This is a genomic window from Micromonospora sp. Utrum1 (genome assembly GCF_057197805.1).
The window spans coordinates 2,728,701-2,746,206 of record NZ_CM170071.1; the positions used below are offsets into that span (position 1 = coordinate 2,728,701).

Sequence of the window (17,506 nt, forward strand, 5' to 3'; positions counted from 1 at the left end):
AACCATGCGTTACACCCGAAGAGCCGCCACGGTCCTGGCGCTGGCCGCGCTCGTCGCCACCTCGGCGTGCAGCGTCGAGGACGACCCCGGCAAGAGCTCCGACGCCTCGGCGAAGTGCGGCAGCGGCAAGGAATTCTTGATCGGCATGTCCCAGGCCAACAACGCCGAGCCGTACCGGCAGGTCATGAACGACGACGTGAGCAACGCCGCGAAGTCCGTGCCCGGTTTCAAGGTGGTCGTCTCGGACGCGGCGCAGGACAACAGCAAGCAGGTGGCCGACGTGGAGAACTTCCTCTCCCAGGGCATCAACCTGCTGATCATCTCGCCGAACGAGGCGAAGCCGCTGACCGCGGTGGTCAAGAAGGCGTACGACCAGGGCATCCCGGTCATCGTGCTGGACCGCAAGGTCGAGGGTGACGCGTACACGGCCTTCATCGGCGGCGACAACGTCGCGATCGGCCGGGCGGCGGGGGAGTACTACGCGAAGACGCTGCTGCCGCAGGGCGGCAAGGTCGTGGAGATCTCCGGCCTGCCGGGCTCCACCCCGGCCGCCGAGCGCGCCCAGGGCTTCCGGGAGGGCATCGCGAGCAACCCGAAGATCGAGATCGTGGCGAGCCAGACCGCCGAGTGGTTGCGGGAGAAGGGCCAGAGCGTCATGGACGCGATGCTCAAGGCGAATCCCCAGATCGACGCGGTGTACGCGCACAACGACCCGATGGCCGAGGGTGCCTATCTGGCGGCGAAGGCGGCCGGCAAGGAGACCGCGATCAAGTTCACCGGGATCGACGCCCTGCCCGTCCCCTCCGGCGGGATCAAGGCCGTCGAGCAGGGCCGCCTCCAGGCGACGTTCCAGTACCCCACCGGCGGCCGTGAGGCGATCGACCTGGCCAAGAAGATCCTCGTCGACTGCGCCAAGGACGTCCCGAAGACGACCACCCTCGGCACCCAGCAGATCACCAAGGAGAACGCCGCGGAGGTCTACACCACGCTCGGCGGCAAGCAGTAGAGCTTCGGCCCGGGTCCGCCGCCGAGGCAGGCGGCGGACCCGCGCGGCCGCGCACACGTCCGGGTCACCAGCACGCCACCCGTCGAGCTCTGGAGGAACGCATGCCCCGCCCACCGTCCCACGTCGGCCGGCTGTCCGCGCTGCTCGCCCTCGCCCTGGGACTGATCGTGGCCCCGGCGCCGGCCCGGGCCGCCGATCCCGCCGAGCCGAGCAACCAGCCGTATGAGAACCGGTCCGTCCAGGTCACCGCCGGCGAGTTCGTCAACGTGTACGACCCCAGCGTCGGCGAGAACGAGCGCTGGTACTACAACGACCACACCATGGTGCGTGACCGCGCGACCGGCCTGTGGCACGTCTTCGCCATCACGCACGCCGAGCCGGCCAACCCGTTGGACGAAAAGTTCTTCGGCCATGCCACGGCGCCGTCGCCCCGTGGCCCCTGGACGAAGCAGCCGTTCGCCCTGGAGGCCGACCCGAGCGCGGGGGAGACGCACATCTGGGCGCCGTACGTGCTGTTCAACGGCGGCACCTACTACATGTTCTACGCGGGCGGCACCGCCGACCACGAGGCGTACCGCATGCACCTCGCCACGTCGAAGGACCTGACGACCTGGACGCGGCACCCGGGCAACCCGCTCTTCACCGACGGCTTCGACGGTCGGGACCCGATGGTGACCCGGGTCGGCAACCAGTGGGTCATGTACTACACCGCCAACAGCACCCCGGCCGGTGGCCACCACATCGTCGCCTACCGCACGAGCGATGACCTCGTGCACTGGAGCGACCGGAGGACGGCCTTCGAACACCCGGCCACCGGCACCTTCGGCGGGCCGACCGAGTCGCCGTTCGTGGTGCACCACAACGGCTCGTGGTATCTCTTCGTCTGCTGCGAGAGCGGCTACCAGGACACCCGTGTGTACCGCAGCGAAGACCCGTTCCACTTCACCATCGACCAGCTCGCCGGCCGGATCGAGGCGCACGCCGCCGAGGTGGTCAAGGACGACTCCGGCACCGGCCAGTGGTACGTCACGGGCGCCGGGTGGGGTCAGGGCGGGCTCTGGCTGGCGTCGCTGAACTGGCGTACGCCGGTGGTGACGAAGGGGCGGCTCGTCAGCACGCCCTACTACCGGGCCGTCGTGCAGACCGCGCCCGAGTCCCGGCTGGTCTCCTACGAGGCCGACCCGACCGGCCGAGGCGCGTACCGGCCCGTGACGGACTCGTCGTTCCGTTCCACGGCGCCCTACCTGGCCGTCGGGACCTTCGGGCCCACCGACACGGCGGGCGCCGCCCGAACGGTTACCGTGTCGGCCGACGGCACGGACACGCTCCTGGCCGGCATCCCGCTCGGCGACGAGCCGGTGACCGTCGACTGGCGCTTCCGGTTCGCAGCGACCACGGTGGACGTCGACCTCGTCTGGCACGTGACCGGCCCGACCAGCGCGCCGGTCTGGGAGGCCGCCTGGAACATCGACTCAGCCCTGCCCCGGCTCGCGGACCCCGCCGGCGCCGATCGCGACGGGGACGCGGCGGGCTTCACGCCGTGGACGCTCGCCACGGACGACACGACCACACTGGCGGTCGCGTACCGGGACGGGTCGGCCTGGAGCGAGGACAACCGGTGGTTCAACCGTCCGAGCGGCTCGATCGCCTGGCAGCCGCTGTGGCAGCCGGGCGGGCGGTCGCTGCCGGTGGGCGACCTCGCGGGCGGAACCTGGCGCATCGGCGTGAGCGGGGCGCCCGCCGACACCGGGTTCGCAGAGGCGCTGGCCGCCTCACTGAACGGCGCGGCATAACCTCCGGCCCCGGGGCCGTCGGGCCCCGGGGCCGTCGGCGCATGAGGGGCCGTGAAGGGCGCGTGGGGCGAGCTGACCGGTTCGCCTCCCCTAGGGTCGGATCGTCGAGGTTTCCGTGCGGAGAAGCGGGAGTGCCATTTGTGATCGATGATCGGTGTCATGTGGGGCAGGCGGCGGCGGTCGTGCACGTTGCCGGACGGCAGGCGGGGCTGGACTACTACCTGCTTCTGGCTCGGACCGAAGGCGCAAACCCAGGTGCTGAGGTGGAAGGCGTCCTGGCCGAGGAGTTCGTCCGGGACCACGATCACTCGACGGTGGGTCTGCACGGCACAGTCTGGACGCGTACGGAGTCTCGTTGGTTGAGTGCCGCGTCGTTCAGTCGTGCCCTGCGCACGGACCCGGATCTGCTCGCGCGCGTGGTGCCGACCGACCGGAGCGGCGCCGAGGCTGCATACCAGCGGCTCGGCGGTGGACCGATGCCGGCCGAGGCGGCGCTGCGGGCCGGTTTCCTCGACTACGAACCGTTCGCGACTGCAGCCCCGTTACGGCTGGGAACGACGCACCCGCCGGACGGGTTCTGTGAGAAGCGGGTCTACCGGGTCCTGTTCGCCAAGGACCTTCGCGCCGATCAGCTGGCGGCCCTGAGCGCGTCCTGGCAGACGATGCCCGACAGGGAGGATGCCGATCAGCTGGTGTCAGGGATGCCCGCCGGCCGCCGGAAGGCAGGGAACGATCTCTTCACGTGGAATGTTCGACGGGTCGGCCGGGGCATCGCCTGGGCGCTCGATGTGACTGTGCTGCTGGCGACCAGAGCCGACGACGAGGTAGGGCCGATGCTGCAGAATCTGACCGTCGTCATGCGGCGGCAAGGGCTGGTACCCATGACCACCGAACGGTTCGCCTGACCATATGAACAGGCCCTGCGGCCACCCCTGCCGTCTTCACTTTCCGCAGGTCATCGGTGTGGTGCGTCCCGTCCTCCTCACTCAGCTGGCGGTGGATCGTTCTCCGTCGGGGAGGACGTTGCCAACGCGCCGAGGGTGAGGGGAGACGAGACGGGGCGTGCGGCGAAGCCGGAGGTGCGGGAGGCCTCTTGACCGAGGATGCAGCCGACGGCGTAGCCGCAGGTGCGTGCCTGGCAGTAACCCATGCCGGCTCGGGTGAGCATCTTCGCCGACCGGCCGTCGTGCCCGACGAGGTCCTGCCGCATGGACCGCAGTGCCCCGAAGGGAACCTCCTCGCAGCGGCAGACGGTCGTGTCGTCGGACAACCGGTCCACCCATCCAGGGGACACCGGGTGGGACCGGTGCATCGCCTGCGCGAAGCGGCGGAGCGCCGCCCGCGAGCGGCGCAGCCGAGGTGCGACCGACGAGGCGCCCGCCGCGACGGTACCGGCGATCTCGCCTTCCACCGTCGCAAGCGCGGCGCCGCCCACACCGCAGGCTTCGCCGGCGACGAAGACGCCCTCGACCGATGAGCGCTGTTCGTCGTCGACCTCGCACACCAGCGACCCGTCGACATCCACGCGCGTCGCGCAGCCGAGCGCCAGCGGCAGCTCCAGTTGCGGGGTGAAGCCCCACCCCACGGCCAGCACGTCCACTGCGATCGTGCGCTCACTGCCGGGTAGCACCCGGCCCCTGCGGTCCGATCGCATGGTGGTGACCCGTTCCACGGCGTCCGTGCCGTGGGCGGAGACCACGACGGACCGGGTGAGGACCGGAATGCGGTGCCGCGCCAGCACCCGGGCGTAGCCGGCGCCCTCACCGAGCTTGCTGACGTTACGGATCACGGCGCCGAACTCACTCAGCCACGCCAACGGGGAGGCGGCCTCGTGAACGCCCACGACGGTCGCTCCCGACTGGGCCAGGCCGGCCGCGACCGGAAGCAGGAAGGGGCCGGTTCCGGCCACCAGCACCCGCTGTCCGGCAACGACGCCGTGCCCCTTGAGCAGAGCCTGCACACCCCCCGCCGTCATCACGCCCGGAAGATCCCATCCGGGGAACGGGATCTGACGGTCGTACGCCCCCGGGGCCAGGATGAGCCGACGGCTGCGGAGCTCGGCGGCTTGTTCGCCTCCACCGGTCCGGTCGACCACGTGCACGACGAATTCCCGCCGGTCTTGGGTGACGGTCCACACGTGGTGCTGGAAGAACTGGGCAACGGCCGGGAGCCCGGCCACGAGACGGTGGTATGTCGCCAGGTCGTGATGAAGGTGGGCCACCTCGGCGGCGGACACACCGTGCTCGCTGGGTGCCGGGTGGCGCCAGTACTGGCCACCGGGCGCCACGCCGGCGTCCACGATGGCCGTGCGCGCGCCGGCGCGGGTGGCGCTGGTCGCGGCGGCCAGCCCGGCCGGCCCGGCGCCGACCACGAGCACGTCGAACCTCCGCTCAGACTTCGAGGTCACCGTGACCGGTTCCTTCCTGCGTGCTGACCTCCATGCCCGGCTCGGCGAGCCGGAGGCAGGCGCGTTCGTTCGGGCGCCCGTCGACGACGAGGAGACAGTCGAAGCAGACGCCGATACCGCAGAACAAGCCTCGCGGCCGGCCGGCGCGTCGGGTGCTGCTCCACGACCGCACCCCGGCCGCGGTCAGCGCGGCGCCCACGCTCTGCCCGGGGCGGAAGGGGATCTGGCTGCCGTCGAAGGAGAAGTGTGGCTGGCTCATCCTGCGGTCACCTGCGCGAACCTCGATGGCGCGAACGCCGAGGGGTCGATGTCCGGCTGACCGTTGGTCAGCATCTGGCTGATCAGCCTGCCGGTCGCCGGGGCGAGACCGATGCCGGCGCCCTCGTGCCCGCAGGCGTGGAACACCCCGGGAACCCGGGGGTCCGGACCGATGACCGGCAGGTGGTCCGGGCAGTACGGGCGAAACCCGTGATAGGTGCGCATCAACCGGACGTCGGCGAGGAAGGGGAAGATGCGTACCGCCAGCGCGGCCAGCCGCCGCAGCGCCTCCACGGACATGGTGTCGTCGAACCCCACCCGCTCCCGGCTCGCGCCGATGAGGACCGTTCCACCCCGGGTACCTTCGACGACCGTGGACGTCTCCAGCCCGGCGACGTCGGACGCGACGTTCTCGACGTAGTCGGCGGAGTAGACCTTGTGCCGGACCACCCGGGGCAGCGGCTCGGTCACCAGGATGAACCCGCGGCGGGGGAGGATCGGGACCGGCGCGCCGAGCCGCTCGCCGACCTGACCACCCCAGGTTCCGGCGGCGTTGACGACCGCGTCGGTGGGATAGCGGCCGGTGCGCGTCCGGACCGCCGTGACGCGCCCGTCCGGACCCCGTTCGACCGACACGACCTCCTCGCCGCAGGCGACCGTGGCGCCGAGGGCCCGGGCCGCCGCGAGGAGTGACACCGCCGCGAGCACCGGCTGTACCTGCATGTCCTGGGGGTAGAGGACTCCGGCGGGCAGGTCCGGGGCGAGGTTCGGCTCGTGGTCGTGGAGCTGGTCCGCGCTCACCGCGACCGTCTCCACGCCGGTGGCCCGTTGCCCCTCGGCGAACCGGGTCAGGGCTGCGGCACCCGGATCCGAGGTGGCCACGACCAGGCCACCCTTCTCGTCGAGTTCGAACGGGTCGGGGCCGAACTCGGCGGCCAGTTCCAGCCAGCGCGTACGGGATGCCAGAGCCAGGTTCAGTTCGGGGCCGGGTTCCTTGTCCGAGACGAGGATGTTGCCCTCACCGCGGCTGGTGGTGCCGCCGGCCAGCTTTCCCCGTTCGAGGACGGTCACCGACAGCCCCTCGCGCGCGGCATAGTAGGCGCAGGCGGCCCCCACGATGCCCGCGCCGACGATGACCACGTCAGGCATGCCCGTTCTCCGTCCAGCGCTGGTGGGCCAGATCGGCCACCACGAGGTCCTGCCAGCCCATGCCGACGCTCTTGAAGACCGATGAACCGGTGGTGGGTGTCAGGTGTACCGCATCGCGAAGCTCGATGAGGCTGTCCTCGCGGACGACGCCGGCGCGTACGGCCTGGATGATGTCGCCGGCTTCGCGCAGGGCGACGCCGTGGGACTCGACCACCACCCGTTCGGCAGAGCCGATTGTCGCGTCGTCGAGTTCACGGGCGTCCGGCTCGTGTGAGCCCACCGCGACGACACAGGTCCCCGGGCGCAACCGGCGGCCGTCGAAGAGCGGCTGGCGGGCTGTGGTGGCGCACACCACCACGTCCGCATCCGCGACGTCGTCGTGGCTGCCCACGCGCGCGTCCAGACCGCTGTCCCGGACCCTGGCCACCAGGGCCGCCGCGCGGTCGGGGTCCCGGCCGGCCACCGTGACGCTGCCGAGGGGGCGAACGGCTCGCAGCGCCTCCACATGCCCCCACGCCTGTGGGCCGGAGCCGAGCACGACCAGGTGTCGCGCCTCGGGCGCGGCGAGGTGGTCCACCGCGACCGCGGAGACGGCAGGGGTTCGCAACGTCGTCAGGGCCGTGCCGTCCAGCAGCGCCACCGGCGTCAGCGTGACCCGGTCGTAGAGCACGTACAGCGCCTGGACGCGTGGGATCCCACGGTCGGCGTTGCCCGGAGCCACCGTGCTCAGCTTCACTCCCACGCCGGCCGGGGTCTCGGCGGGCATCAGCAGCAGCTGTCCGTGCTCCACGTCGTGGATGGAGCGCTGCAGGGACGCCTGCGGATCGAGCCCGTCGGACAGGGCCTCCGCCAGTGCGGTGACGGCGTCGGCGAACGGCACCAGGCCGAAGATGTCAGCCTCGTCGAGGTACGGCAGTGCCGCGGTCATCGGCTTGTCGCAGTCACGGTCGCCGCGAGGGGTGCGGTGTGGGCGAGGACGGCGGCTCGGGCGCCGGTGTGCAGTCGTGCCAGATCGCGGGGGGCGAGCTGCACGATGGGCAGCGTGGTGTCGTAGATCTCGGCGGCGACAAGGGCCCCGATCACCAGGATCGCGTCGCACTCGGCCAGGAGAAGGGCCGCCGGCGCGTGCCCCGACCGGATCAGCTCCGCGAGCACGGCCGTCGAGGAGCTGGAGCCGCGCCCGACCTGCATCGCGAGGACCTGCCCGGCGACCGTGGAGCCGCGTTGCGGATGGTGGGCGTCGACGATCACTCCGCAAGGGTCGACCCCGCCCCAGAACGAGAGCGGTTCGTCGAGCGCGAGTACGACGCCGTTCGCCTGTCCCGGATGAAGGGAGCGGCCTGACAGCCTCACCGGGTCATCCCCACAGCCGTTCATCGCGCACCACCCTCCCGGCTCTCGCCGAGGCGACACACTCGGCCAGGCTTCCCAATACGGTGTCGATCCCGAGGTTGGCCGGCGCGTACCAGGCCCACTTGCCCGAGTTCGTCATCACGGTGCGGATCCCGTCGCGCAGCACGGGCGTCACGTACGTGCAGGTGTCGGTGAGGATGCGGCCCCCCGCGTCGCGCACGGTGTCGGCGTACCCGCGTGCCTCCGCCTCGGCCAGCACGGCTCGGCTGGTCGACACGAACACGTCAACCGACGAGCTGAACGACGGGCCGCCCCGCAACTCGCGCGCCAGGGCCGCGAACTCGGGCAGCGAGAAGTGCGGGGTGCCGAGGCTGACGGCGTCGAGTGATTTCGTAGCGGCGGTGCTCAGCCGCTCGCGCGTTCGCCTGAGGTCGTGTGCCGTCACCGGCACGGTGGTGGCCGCGGGCCCGAGCACCGCGTCCAGCGTCGGCGCCTCCGGGGTCATTCCCACGATGTGGAACAGTGCTACGCCGCCGGCGGACGCGGCGGTCGCGCCGAGCGCCTTGACCCGGTCCTCGGTGACCCCGCCGTCGTTCAGGTCGCCCGGCAGGCCGGTGAGCGCCGCGACCCGGGTTCCGGCGAGTTCGCCGAGCAGCGCCCCGATCGCGGGCCAGGCGACGTCGTCGTCGAGCAGCGCAGCGGGCACCGCTGAGAAGTCGAGCACCAGCGCGGCGGCGCGGTTTCGCGTCAGGTGCAGGCCCGAGTAGGGGACCCGCCCGGCAACGCCGGCGGCGATGTCGATGAAGTCGCCGTACCGGTCCGTGCGCGCCCCGAGTACCGAGTTGACGAAGGCGATGGCGTTCGACTCCGCCCACGCCACGTGGCTGCCCTCTGCCGGGCGGTGGCCGGACTGGTACGGCGCGCACGACCAGATCGGCTCGCAGCCGAGGGCCACGTGCGCGTCCATGAGGCGCCGGCCGTTCTCGGCCACCTCGGGGTCGGCGCGTACCAGTCCGGGATGCAGCAGATCGAGCGAGCCGACGTTGAGCGTCGTGCGCACCCGCACCCGGGCGCCGAGGGAGACCAGCCGCTCGGTGAACTCCAGTCCCGCCAGGCCGTGGTAGAGGCAGCCATCGGCGTGGGCTGACTCGATCGGCACCAGTCGTTCGGCCCCGTTCGCGTGCGCGACCCCGACGATCAGACGCATGCACATCGCGGTGGCCGGGCCCTGCTCTCCGGCCAGCATCGACTGTTCCTCGGCCGTGAGGACCAGGGCGTCGTCGCCGGGCATCAGGCTCCTTCGGCGGGGGCCAGCGTCACGGTGTGCAGCGAGGTGAAGAAGTCCTGCGCGGCCTTGCCCTGCTCGCGGCCGCCCACGCTGGATGCCTTCTCGCCGCCGAACGGCAGGTAGAAGTCGACCCCGGTGGTCGGTGCGTTGACCTTCACGAGGCCGGCTGCCAACGCGTCCGCCGTCGCGAGCGCGGCGGTGAGATCACGCGTGTAGACGCCGGCGGCCAGTCCCTGTGGAACATTGTTGGCCACCGCCACCGCTTCCTGGAGCGTAGGCACCGCGTGCAGCGTGGCGATCGGCCCGAACACCTCGTCGCACGAGAGCGGGTGGTCGGCGGGGACGTCCTCGAGCAGGGTCGGACGGACGAACCAGCCGGGATCGTCGGTCGCCACGCCGCCGGTCAGGAGACGGGCTCCGGCCGCGGTCGCGCTGCCGGCGGCGGCCAGCACCCGGTCCCGGGCGGCTTCGTTGATGACCGGCCCCACCGCGGTCGTCGCCTGCGCCGGGTCGCCGAACCCCAGTGCCTCGATGGCCGCGACGAGGGCGTCCCGCATCGGCGCGGCGTCCCCAACGACGATCACCCGCTTGGTCGCTGTGCACTTCTGGCCGGCGAACCCCATCGCGGCCGCGGCGATCTGCCTGGCAGTGGACTCCACGTCGGCGTCGGGCAGGACGATCGCCGGGTTCTGGCCGCCCATTTCCGCCTGTACCCGCACCCCGCGGGCCGCGGCCGAGCGCACCACGTCGCCACCGACCGCCGTGGATCCGGTGAACGACACCACGTCGGCCTCGGCCACGATCGCCCGGCCGGTGTCGCCGTCACCGGGAAGGACCGTGAACAGTCCCTCGGGCAGCACCTCGTCGAGCAGGGCGGCCAGCCGCAGCGCTGTCGCCGTGGCGTCCGGCGACGGCTTGAGCACCACGGCGTTGCCGAACGCCAATGCCGGTGCGGCCTTCCACAGCGGGATGGCGATGGGGAAGTTCCACGGGGTGACGAGCCCGGCGACGCCGAGCGGCCGGCGCCGGGTGAAGAGCAGACCGAGGGCCGACGGCTCGTGCATCGCGCCCACCGGGTCGTACACCTGCTGGGCGTAGTAGCGAAGGATGGCCACCGCCCGAGCCACCTCACCGCGCGCTTCGCCGAGGGGTTTGCCGACCTCCCGAACCACCAGTCGGGTCAGTTCGTCGGATGCTGCCGCCACCGCGTCGGCAGCGTCGGACAGTGCCTGCGCCCGGGCGGCCGCGGGGCCGCGCCCCCACTGGGCCTGGGCCGCGCGAGCGCGGGCGAACGCCTTCGCCACGTCGTCGGCGCCGGTCACGGGCGCCTCGGCGACGAGGTCTTCGGGTGCGTGCGGTGAGTAGCTCTTGATCACGAAGGCTCCCTCAGCGTCGGTACGTGGGCCGGGTGGGGATGAGGTCACGTCAAAGCAGGAAACCCGCTGGGAACGGGTCGTCCGGATCGAGGAAGTACTGTGCCGTGCCGGTCAGCCAGGCACGCCCGGTGATGGTCGGCACCACTGCGGTGACGTCGCCGGTGAGCCGGGTCTCCTCGACGAGCCGGCCGATGAAGCGCGTGCCGATGAAGGACTCGTTGACGAAGTCGACGTCCAACGGCAGTTCGCCACGCGCGTGCAGCTGCGCCATGCGGGCGCTCGTGCCCGTACCGCACGGGCTCCGGTCGAACCAGCCCGGGTGGATGGCCATCGCGTGGCGCGAATGCCGGGCGTCCGAGCCGGGAGCGATGAGCTGTACGTGGTGACATCCGCTGATGTCGGGGTCGTCGACGTGGACCGGGCGGTCCTGTTCGTTGATCGCTTCCATGATCGCCAGCCCGGCGTCCAGCAGTGCCTGCTTGTGTCCCCGGTCGAACGGCAGGCCGAGGTCGTCGAGGTGGACCATCGCGTAGAAGTTGCCGCCGTACGCGAGGTCGTAGCGGACCGTCCCGAAACCGGGCACCTCGACCGTCGCGTCCAACTGCTGCGAGTAGGACGGCACGTTGCGAATCGTGACCGCCTTGGCCGCGCCGTCGGAGACGGCGACCTCCGCGACCACGAGGCCGGCGGGCGTGTCCAGGCGGATTGTCGTGACCGGCTCGGTCACCTCCACCATGCCGGTCTCCACCAGCACGGTGGCGACCCCGATGGTGCCGTGTCCGCACATCGGCAGGCAGCCGGACACCTCGATGTAGAGCACGCCCCAGTCGGCGTCGGGCCGCGTCGGCGGCTGCAGGATCGCTCCGGACATGGCGGAATGCCCGCGTGGCTCGTACATCAGCATGGTGCGCAGGTCATCGCTGTTGTCGAGGAACCAGCGGCGGCGCTCCATCATGGTGGCGCCGGGCAGTGGTGCCACGCCGCCCGTGATGACCCTGGTCGGCATGCCCTCGGTGTGCGAGTCGACGGCGTGCAGTAGTCGGCGGCCGCGCATGTCTCAGGCCAGTCCGGCTTCGAGGGCCGCCTCGGTCGCGCCGCGGACCGACTGCTCCTGCTCGGCGGTCAGCGGCTGCCGCGGCGGCCGGCAGACGCCGCCCTTACGGCCGACGATGTCCATGGAGAGCTTGATCGCCTGTACGAACTCGGTCTTCGAGTCCCAGCGCAGCAGGGGGTGCAGCAGCCGGTACAGCGGCAGCGCGGTCTCCAGGTCCCCTGCCGTGGAGGCCTCGTACAGCGCCACGGTCGAGCGGGGAAAGGCGTTCGTGTATCCGGCGACCCACCCCTTGGCGCCTGCGATGCCGACCTCGAGCACGACGTCGTCGGTGCCGATCATGAGGTCCAGTCCGGGCGCGAGCTCCGAGATCTCGTAGGCCCGGCGCACGTCCCCGCTGAACTCCTTGACGCCCACGATGAGGCCCTCGTTGTGCAACGTGGCGAGGATCCGAGGCGTCAGGTCGGTCTTGGTGTCGATCGGGTTGTTGTACGCCGTCACCGGCAGGCCGGCCTTGGCGATCTCGCGGTAGTGCTCCAGGACGGCCCGCTCGTCCGTGCGGTACGCGTTCGGGGGGAGCGCCATGACGGCCTGCGCACCGGCCTCGGCCGCCTGCTCGGCCCAGCGCCGCGACTCGAGGGCGCCGTAGGCGCCGACGCCCGGCATGACGACGAAGCCCTCGGGTGCGGCCTGGACCGCCACCTCGACGACCTTCGCGCGCTCCTCCTTGGTCAGCACCTGGTACTCGCCCAGGGACCCGTTCGGGGTCACGCCGTGGGCGCCGTTGTCGGCCAGCCACCGCACGTGGTCGGCGTAGGCGTCGAAGTCCACGGACAGGTCGTCGCGGTAGGGCAGGGCGGTCGCGACGAGCACACCTTGCCAAGGGCGGGTACGGGCAGCGGGGGAAGCAGTCATGTCGGAAGCCCTTTCGTGACGGTCAGTAAAATATCACACAGCAGTCCGATGGGCTCAAGTCACGCGTCGGTAACACCCTGACGAGCGCCTCTAGAGCGACGATGTGTCCTGTGCCATAGTGCAGTGCTACGTCACACAGCAGTGCTACCTGTCGCTACTTGGGCCGTCCACGTGTCGGTCCTTGAGGGAAGTGGGTTTGGACATGACGGCACACCTGACCCGCCGGCTGTCGCGAGTCGCCCTCGTGGGCGGCGCGGCGGTGGCGGCCATGATGCTCTCCGCCTGCGGCAACGGGCTCGCCTCCGGAGGGGGAGAGAAGTCGGACAACGGGCCGATCGTCCTCGGCATGCTGACGCCGCTGTCCGGCAGCAGCTCTGCCATAGGCCCCTACATGAAGAACGGGGCGCAACTCGCCGTCGACGAGATCAACGGCAAGGGCGGCGTCAACGGGCGCAAGCTCGAGCTCAAGGTCGAGGACGAGGCCTGCGACGCCAAGAGCGCCACGGCGGGCGCCAACAAGCTGGTCACCGCGGGGGTGAAGATCTCGGTCGGCGGCTACTGCTCGGGTGCGACGCTCCCGACGTTGCCGATCTTCGAGAAGGCCGACGTACCCATGCTCATTCCGGCCGCCAACTCCAACGAACTGGTCAAGCAGAACAAGAAGAACGTCTTCCTGATCAACGGCACCGGCGCACAGCAGTCCGATGCGGCGCTCAAGTTCATGAAGAAGGTGGGTGCCACCAAGGTCGCCCTCATGGACGACAACACCAGCTACTCCAAGGACATCGCCGACACCACCGCCAAGCTGCTGACCGGCTCACCGGCGCTCGCCGGACGCGAGTCGGTCACCGCGGGTGAGAGCGACTACAGCGCCAACGTCAACGCCATCCTGAAGGGCCGGCCGGACTTCATCTACTGGACCGGCTACTACCAGGAGGGTGGCCTCATCATCCGTCAGCTGCGGCAGGCCGGCTACACCGGCAAGGTCATGGTGGCCGACGGGTCGGTCGACCAGAAGCTGGTGGACATCGCCGGCTCCGAGGCCGCCGAAGGCGTCTTCGCCACCATGACGCAGACCCCGGAGACGATCCAGGGCGCCGACAAGTGGATCGCGGACTACAAGAGCAAGTTCGGCGCCGCCCCCGGTCCGTACTCCACCCAGGCCTACGACGCCGTCCGGGTGGCCGCCGAGGCGGTCAAGCAGGCCGGCTCGACCGACGGCAGCGCCGTCATCAAGGCACTCGAGGGGATCGACGGTTTCCAGCTGTTCTCCGGGCCGCTGAAGTTCACGCCCGACCACACGCTGTCCAGCGGTGGCTTCCAGATCCTCACGGTGGAGAAGGGCAAGATCGTCCTCAAGGACACCCTGCAGTAGATCGCCTGCTCCTGGCGGCGCCCTCCCAGGAGCGCGCCGCCGGGGCGTTCCCCGGAGGGCTCCCATGACCCAACTCCTCTGGAACGGTCTCTTCGTCGGATCGTTCTACGCCCTGGTCGCCCTGGGCTACACCATGGTGTACGGCATCATCAGGCTCCTCAATTTCGCCCACGGCGACCTGTACATGCTCGGTGCGTTCGTCGGTTTCGGCGTCTTGAGCGTCGCCGGCGGGCTGGTGACCGGCCTCGGCTTCGTGGCGCTGCTCATCGTCCTGATCATCGCGATGCTGGTGACCGGGACGGCCGGCCTGCTGCTCGAGCGGATCGCCTACCGTCCCCTGCGCAGCGCGCCCCGGCTCTCCGTACTGATCACCGCGGTGGGCGCCTCGTTCGCGATCGAGTACGGGATGCGCCTGGTGGCCGGGCCCAACCCGGAGGTCTACCCGGTCCGGCTGGCGGGCGACTCGCTCAATCTGCTCGGCGCCCGCATCACCATCCAGCAGGCCAGTCTCATCCTGATCGCGGTCCTGCTGATGGCCGGTCTCCAGTGGCTCGTCATGGGGACCGGGACCGGACGGGCCATGCGCGCCATCGCCCAGGACCCGACGGCGGCCCTGTACATGGGCATCAACGTCGACGCCGTCATCGCGCGCACCTTCTTCATCGGCTCCGCCCTCGCCGGCGCCGCTGGCGTGATGGCCGGCGGTTACTACGGGAAGATCGACTTCCTGATGGGGTTCATCATCGGCCTCAAGGCGTTCACCGCGGCCGTCATCGGCGGCATCGGCAACATCAAGGGCGCGATGCTCGGCGGCCTGGCGCTCGGCCTGCTCGAGTCGATCGGCACCGCCTGGATCGGCGGGCAGTGGCGCGATGTCTTCGCCTTCAGCTTCCTCATCATCTTCCTCACGCTCCGCCCGACCGGCATCCTCGGCGAGCGCGTTACGGAGCGTGTCTGATGACCACCAACCCCGCCACGTCACCCACGCGCGCCAGTGCGCTCTTCGACCGAATCCAGCAGAACCGCTACCTCGGCCTGATCGGACTGGCCGTCGCGGTGTTGGCGCCGTTCATCACCGCGACCAACTACGCCCTGTCGGTCATGACCTCCGCGCTGCTCTTCGTGATGCTCGCGGTCGGCCTCAACATCGTCGTCGGCTACTGCGGCCTGCTCGACCTCGGTTACGCCGCGTTCTTCGCCATCGGCGCCTACGTCAGCGGAGTCCTCGCCACCCGCTACGGCTGGCCGCTGCTGGCCACGGTGCCCGTCGTCATCGTCGCGGCGGTGGTCGCGGGCATCGTGATCGGTGGGCCCACCCTGCGGCTGCGCAGCGACTACCTGGCGATCGTGACGCTCGGCTTCGGGGAGATCATCCGGATCACGGCGAACAACCTCACCATCACCGGTGGGCCGTCGGGCATCTACGGGATCCCCGGCATCATGCTGCTCGGGATCGACCTGAGCGGCCCGGTCGGCCTCTACTACACCTGTGTGGTCGTCGTCGCCCTGGCCGTCCTCGGCGCGGCGCGGCTCGGACGCAGCCGGCTCGGACGCGCCTGGCGGTTCATCCGCGAGGACGAGGACGCCGCCGAGGCGATGGGCATCAACACGTACCGGGTGAAGCTCGCCGCCTACATCGGCGGCGCCATCTGGGGTGGCCTCGCCGGCATCCTCTTCGGCGCCCAACTGTCCGCCATCTCCCCACCGAGCTTCACCTTCCTGTGGTCGGCCCTCATCCTGATGGCCGTCGTGCTCGGTGGCATGGGCTCGACGCCCGGGGTCGTGCTCGGCGCCATCTTCATCAGCGTGCTGCCCGAGCTTCTCCGGGAGGCCGCGGACTACCGGTACTTCGTGTTCGGGATCCTGCTCATCGTAGTGATGATCTTCCGTCGGCAGGGACTGTGGCCGGCGCGGGCCGTGGAACGGCAGTCCCGGCGTGACCTGCGCAAGGCCGAGAAGCATGACGTGCGCAAGGCCAAGGAGGTAGTGCCGTGAGCACCCGAGGAACCGTACCGCTCCTGCGGGTGCAGGATCTGCACCTGGACTTCGGCGGCGTGAAGGCCGTCGACGGGCTGACCTTCCAGGTCAACGAAGGCGACCTCCTCTCACTCGTCGGGCCCAACGGCGCCGGCAAGACCAGCGCGTTCAACTGCGTCACGGGCTTCTACAAGCCCACCGGCGGCTCGATCACGCTGCACGACGCGGACATCACCGGCCTGCGGCCGTCCGCGATCGCGGCCCGGGGGATGTCGCGCACGTTCCAGAACCTGCGCCTGTTCGGTGAGCTGACGGTGCTCGACAACGTCCGCGCCGGGATGCACCTCCGGCTGCGGCAGAACGCCCTCGACGCGCTTCTGCACACGCCGCGGTTCCGGCGCTCGGAACAGGAGGCGACCGACGAGGCGAACCGTTGGCTCGACTTCGTGGGCCTGCGCGGTGACCGTGGTGGCCTGGCGCGGAACCTTCCGTACGGCGAGCAGCGGCGCGTCGAGATCGCCCGCGCCCTCGCCCGCGAGCCCAAGGTGCTCCTGCTGGACGAGCCCGCCGCGGGCCTCAACTACGGAGAGAAGAGCGAGCTGCTCGATCTGCTGCACCGCATCAGTGGGCTGGGCACCGCCATCGTGCTCATCGAGCACGACATGGATCTCGTCATGCAGGTGTCGCGCCGAATCGTCGTGCTGAACTTCGGCCGGGAGATCGCCGACGGCACGCCCGAGGAGGTACGCCGCGACCCGGCCGTGATCGAGGCGTACCTCGGCAAGGACGACGAGGAGGAAGCCACGAGCGAGGAGATGATGAGCCATGAGTGACGCCGCCGGCCGCTGTGCACTCGAAATCGACGCCCTCGACGTCCACTATGGCCGCGTCCACGCCCTCCGGGGCCTGACCCTGACCGTCGGCGAGGGCGAGATCATCACTCTGCTCGGCAACAACGGCGCGGGCAAGACCAGTACCCTCGCCACCGTTTCCGGGGTGGTGCGGTCCACCGGCGGCACCGTGCGTGCGTTCGGCACGGACATCACCCGGGCCAAGCCCTGGGAGATCGTCGGCGCCGGGGTGGTGCACGTGCCGGAGGGGCGCCGCATCTTCTCCCGGCTGACCGTTCACGAGAACCTCCAACTCGGCGGCTACCTGGTGAACGACAAGGCCGCGGTCAGCCGCCGGATCGACGAGGTCTACTCTTTGCTGCCCCGGCTCGCCGAGCGGCGCAGCCAGCAGGGCGGGAACCTGTCCGGCGGCGAGCAGCAGATGCTCGCCGTCGGTCGCGCGCTGGTCGCCGGGCCCAAACTGCTGATGCTGGACGAGCCCTCGATGGGGCTCGCACCACTCGTGGTGGCCCAGATCATGGATCTGATCCGCCGCATCAACGCCGACGGCACCTCGGTGTTGCTCGTCGAGCAGAACGCCCGTGCCGCGCTCAAGATCGCCCACCGCGCGTACGTGGTGGAGAACGGTGTGATCACCCTGCAGGGAGCGGCCCGCGAGCTCGCGCGCGACTCCCGCGTGGTCGAGGCGTACCTGGGGGCCTGAGGCG

Annotated in this window: 17 protein-coding genes; 8 read left to right on the forward strand and 9 right to left on the reverse strand. The window is 70.6% G+C overall.

Annotated elements, in window-relative coordinates; translation table 11 throughout:
• Nucleotides 1-4: 4 nt before the first annotated feature.
• From AC0OLQ_RS13035 to AC0OLQ_RS13045, 3 genes are all read left to right on the forward strand, one after another.
• On the forward strand, nucleotides 5-1,006 hold the full coding sequence (locus AC0OLQ_RS13035; RefSeq protein WP_484531509.1) for a substrate-binding domain-containing protein: 1,002 nt from the start codon (nucleotides 5-7) through the stop codon (nucleotides 1,004-1,006).
• 101 nt (nucleotides 1,007-1,107) lie between these two features.
• Nucleotides 1,108-2,799: a family 43 glycosylhydrolase gene (locus AC0OLQ_RS13040; protein ID WP_484531510.1), complete on the forward strand. Its 1,692-nt coding sequence runs from the start codon at nucleotides 1,108-1,110 to the stop codon at nucleotides 2,797-2,799.
• Nucleotides 2,800-2,930: 131 nt separating this feature from the next.
• Nucleotides 2,931-3,704: a hypothetical protein gene (locus AC0OLQ_RS13045; protein WP_484531511.1), complete on the forward strand. Its 774-nt coding sequence runs from the start codon at nucleotides 2,931-2,933 to the stop codon at nucleotides 3,702-3,704.
• Between the two features lie 77 nt (nucleotides 3,705-3,781).
• On the opposite strand, the gene AC0OLQ_RS13050 is transcribed toward AC0OLQ_RS13045, so the two are convergent.
• From AC0OLQ_RS13050 to AC0OLQ_RS13090, 9 genes are read right to left on the reverse strand one after another with little or no spacing between them, the layout of a single operon-like run.
• Nucleotides 3,782-5,206 (reverse strand): FAD-dependent oxidoreductase, encoded by a 1,425-nt coding sequence (locus tag AC0OLQ_RS13050; protein WP_484531512.1) that lies wholly within the window; start codon nucleotides 5,204-5,206, stop codon nucleotides 3,782-3,784.
• Nucleotides 5,190-5,465, reverse strand: a complete 276-nt coding sequence (locus tag AC0OLQ_RS13055; RefSeq protein WP_484531513.1) for a (2Fe-2S)-binding protein — start codon at nucleotides 5,463-5,465, stop codon at nucleotides 5,190-5,192. Before AC0OLQ_RS13055 ends, AC0OLQ_RS13050 begins: the two co-directional genes overlap by 17 nt.
• Nucleotides 5,462-6,613 (reverse strand): NAD(P)/FAD-dependent oxidoreductase, encoded by a 1,152-nt coding sequence (locus tag AC0OLQ_RS13060; RefSeq protein ID WP_484531514.1) that lies wholly within the window; start codon nucleotides 6,611-6,613, stop codon nucleotides 5,462-5,464. The genes AC0OLQ_RS13055 and AC0OLQ_RS13060 overlap by 4 nt, the downstream gene beginning before the upstream one ends.
• Nucleotides 6,606-7,541 (reverse strand): ornithine cyclodeaminase family protein, encoded by a 936-nt coding sequence (locus tag AC0OLQ_RS13065; protein WP_484531515.1) that lies wholly within the window; start codon nucleotides 7,539-7,541, stop codon nucleotides 6,606-6,608. The genes AC0OLQ_RS13060 and AC0OLQ_RS13065 overlap by 8 nt, the downstream gene beginning before the upstream one ends.
• Nucleotides 7,538-7,990 (reverse strand): aconitase X swivel domain-containing protein, encoded by a 453-nt coding sequence (locus tag AC0OLQ_RS13070; RefSeq protein ID WP_484531516.1) that lies wholly within the window; start codon nucleotides 7,988-7,990, stop codon nucleotides 7,538-7,540. The genes AC0OLQ_RS13065 and AC0OLQ_RS13070 overlap by 4 nt, the downstream gene beginning before the upstream one ends.
• Nucleotides 7,971-9,257, reverse strand: coding sequence for an aconitase X (locus AC0OLQ_RS13075; RefSeq protein ID WP_484531517.1), 1,287 nt, complete (start codon nucleotides 9,255-9,257; stop codon nucleotides 7,971-7,973). Before AC0OLQ_RS13075 ends, AC0OLQ_RS13070 begins: the two co-directional genes overlap by 20 nt.
• Nucleotides 9,257-10,630 carry an aldehyde dehydrogenase family protein gene (locus AC0OLQ_RS13080; protein ID WP_484531518.1) on the reverse strand — a complete coding sequence of 458 codons (1,374 nt, stop codon included), beginning with the start codon at nucleotides 10,628-10,630 and terminating at the stop codon, nucleotides 9,257-9,259. The genes AC0OLQ_RS13075 and AC0OLQ_RS13080 overlap by 1 nt, the downstream gene beginning before the upstream one ends.
• A gap of 49 nt (nucleotides 10,631-10,679) precedes the next feature.
• On the reverse strand, nucleotides 10,680-11,684 hold the full coding sequence (locus tag AC0OLQ_RS13085; protein WP_484531519.1) for a proline racemase family protein: 1,005 nt from the start codon (nucleotides 11,682-11,684) through the stop codon (nucleotides 10,680-10,682).
• A gap of 3 nt (nucleotides 11,685-11,687) precedes the next feature.
• Nucleotides 11,688-12,596, reverse strand: a complete 909-nt coding sequence (locus tag AC0OLQ_RS13090) for a dihydrodipicolinate synthase family protein (RefSeq protein ID WP_484531520.1) — start codon at nucleotides 12,594-12,596, stop codon at nucleotides 11,688-11,690.
• Between the two features lie 202 nt (nucleotides 12,597-12,798).
• On the opposite strand from AC0OLQ_RS13090, the gene AC0OLQ_RS13095 reads away from it, so the two are divergent.
• The 5 genes from AC0OLQ_RS13095 to AC0OLQ_RS13115 all read left to right on the forward strand — a co-directional run bounded on the left by AC0OLQ_RS13095 (nucleotide 12,799) and on the right by AC0OLQ_RS13115 (nucleotide 17,502).
• Nucleotides 12,799-13,971 (forward strand): branched-chain amino acid ABC transporter substrate-binding protein, encoded by a 1,173-nt coding sequence (locus AC0OLQ_RS13095; RefSeq protein ID WP_484531521.1) that lies wholly within the window; start codon nucleotides 12,799-12,801, stop codon nucleotides 13,969-13,971.
• Between the two features lie 64 nt (nucleotides 13,972-14,035).
• The gene (locus AC0OLQ_RS13100; RefSeq protein ID WP_484531522.1) at nucleotides 14,036-14,929 is read left to right on the forward strand and encodes a branched-chain amino acid ABC transporter permease; all 894 of its coding nucleotides are present in this window, start codon (nucleotides 14,036-14,038) and stop codon (nucleotides 14,927-14,929) included.
• Nucleotides 14,929-15,966, forward strand: coding sequence for a branched-chain amino acid ABC transporter permease (locus tag AC0OLQ_RS13105; protein WP_484531523.1), 1,038 nt, complete (start codon nucleotides 14,929-14,931; stop codon nucleotides 15,964-15,966). Before AC0OLQ_RS13100 ends, AC0OLQ_RS13105 begins: the two co-directional genes overlap by 1 nt.
• Nucleotides 15,963-16,781 carry an ABC transporter ATP-binding protein gene (locus AC0OLQ_RS13110; RefSeq protein WP_484531524.1) on the forward strand — a complete coding sequence of 273 codons (819 nt, stop codon included), beginning with the start codon at nucleotides 15,963-15,965 and terminating at the stop codon, nucleotides 16,779-16,781. Before AC0OLQ_RS13105 ends, AC0OLQ_RS13110 begins: the two co-directional genes overlap by 4 nt.
• Entirely contained in the window at nucleotides 16,774-17,502 is a 729-nt protein-coding gene (locus tag AC0OLQ_RS13115) for an ABC transporter ATP-binding protein (RefSeq protein ID WP_357340915.1), read from the forward strand. Before AC0OLQ_RS13110 ends, AC0OLQ_RS13115 begins: the two co-directional genes overlap by 8 nt.
• The last annotated feature ends 4 nt before the right edge of the window (nucleotides 17,503-17,506 follow it).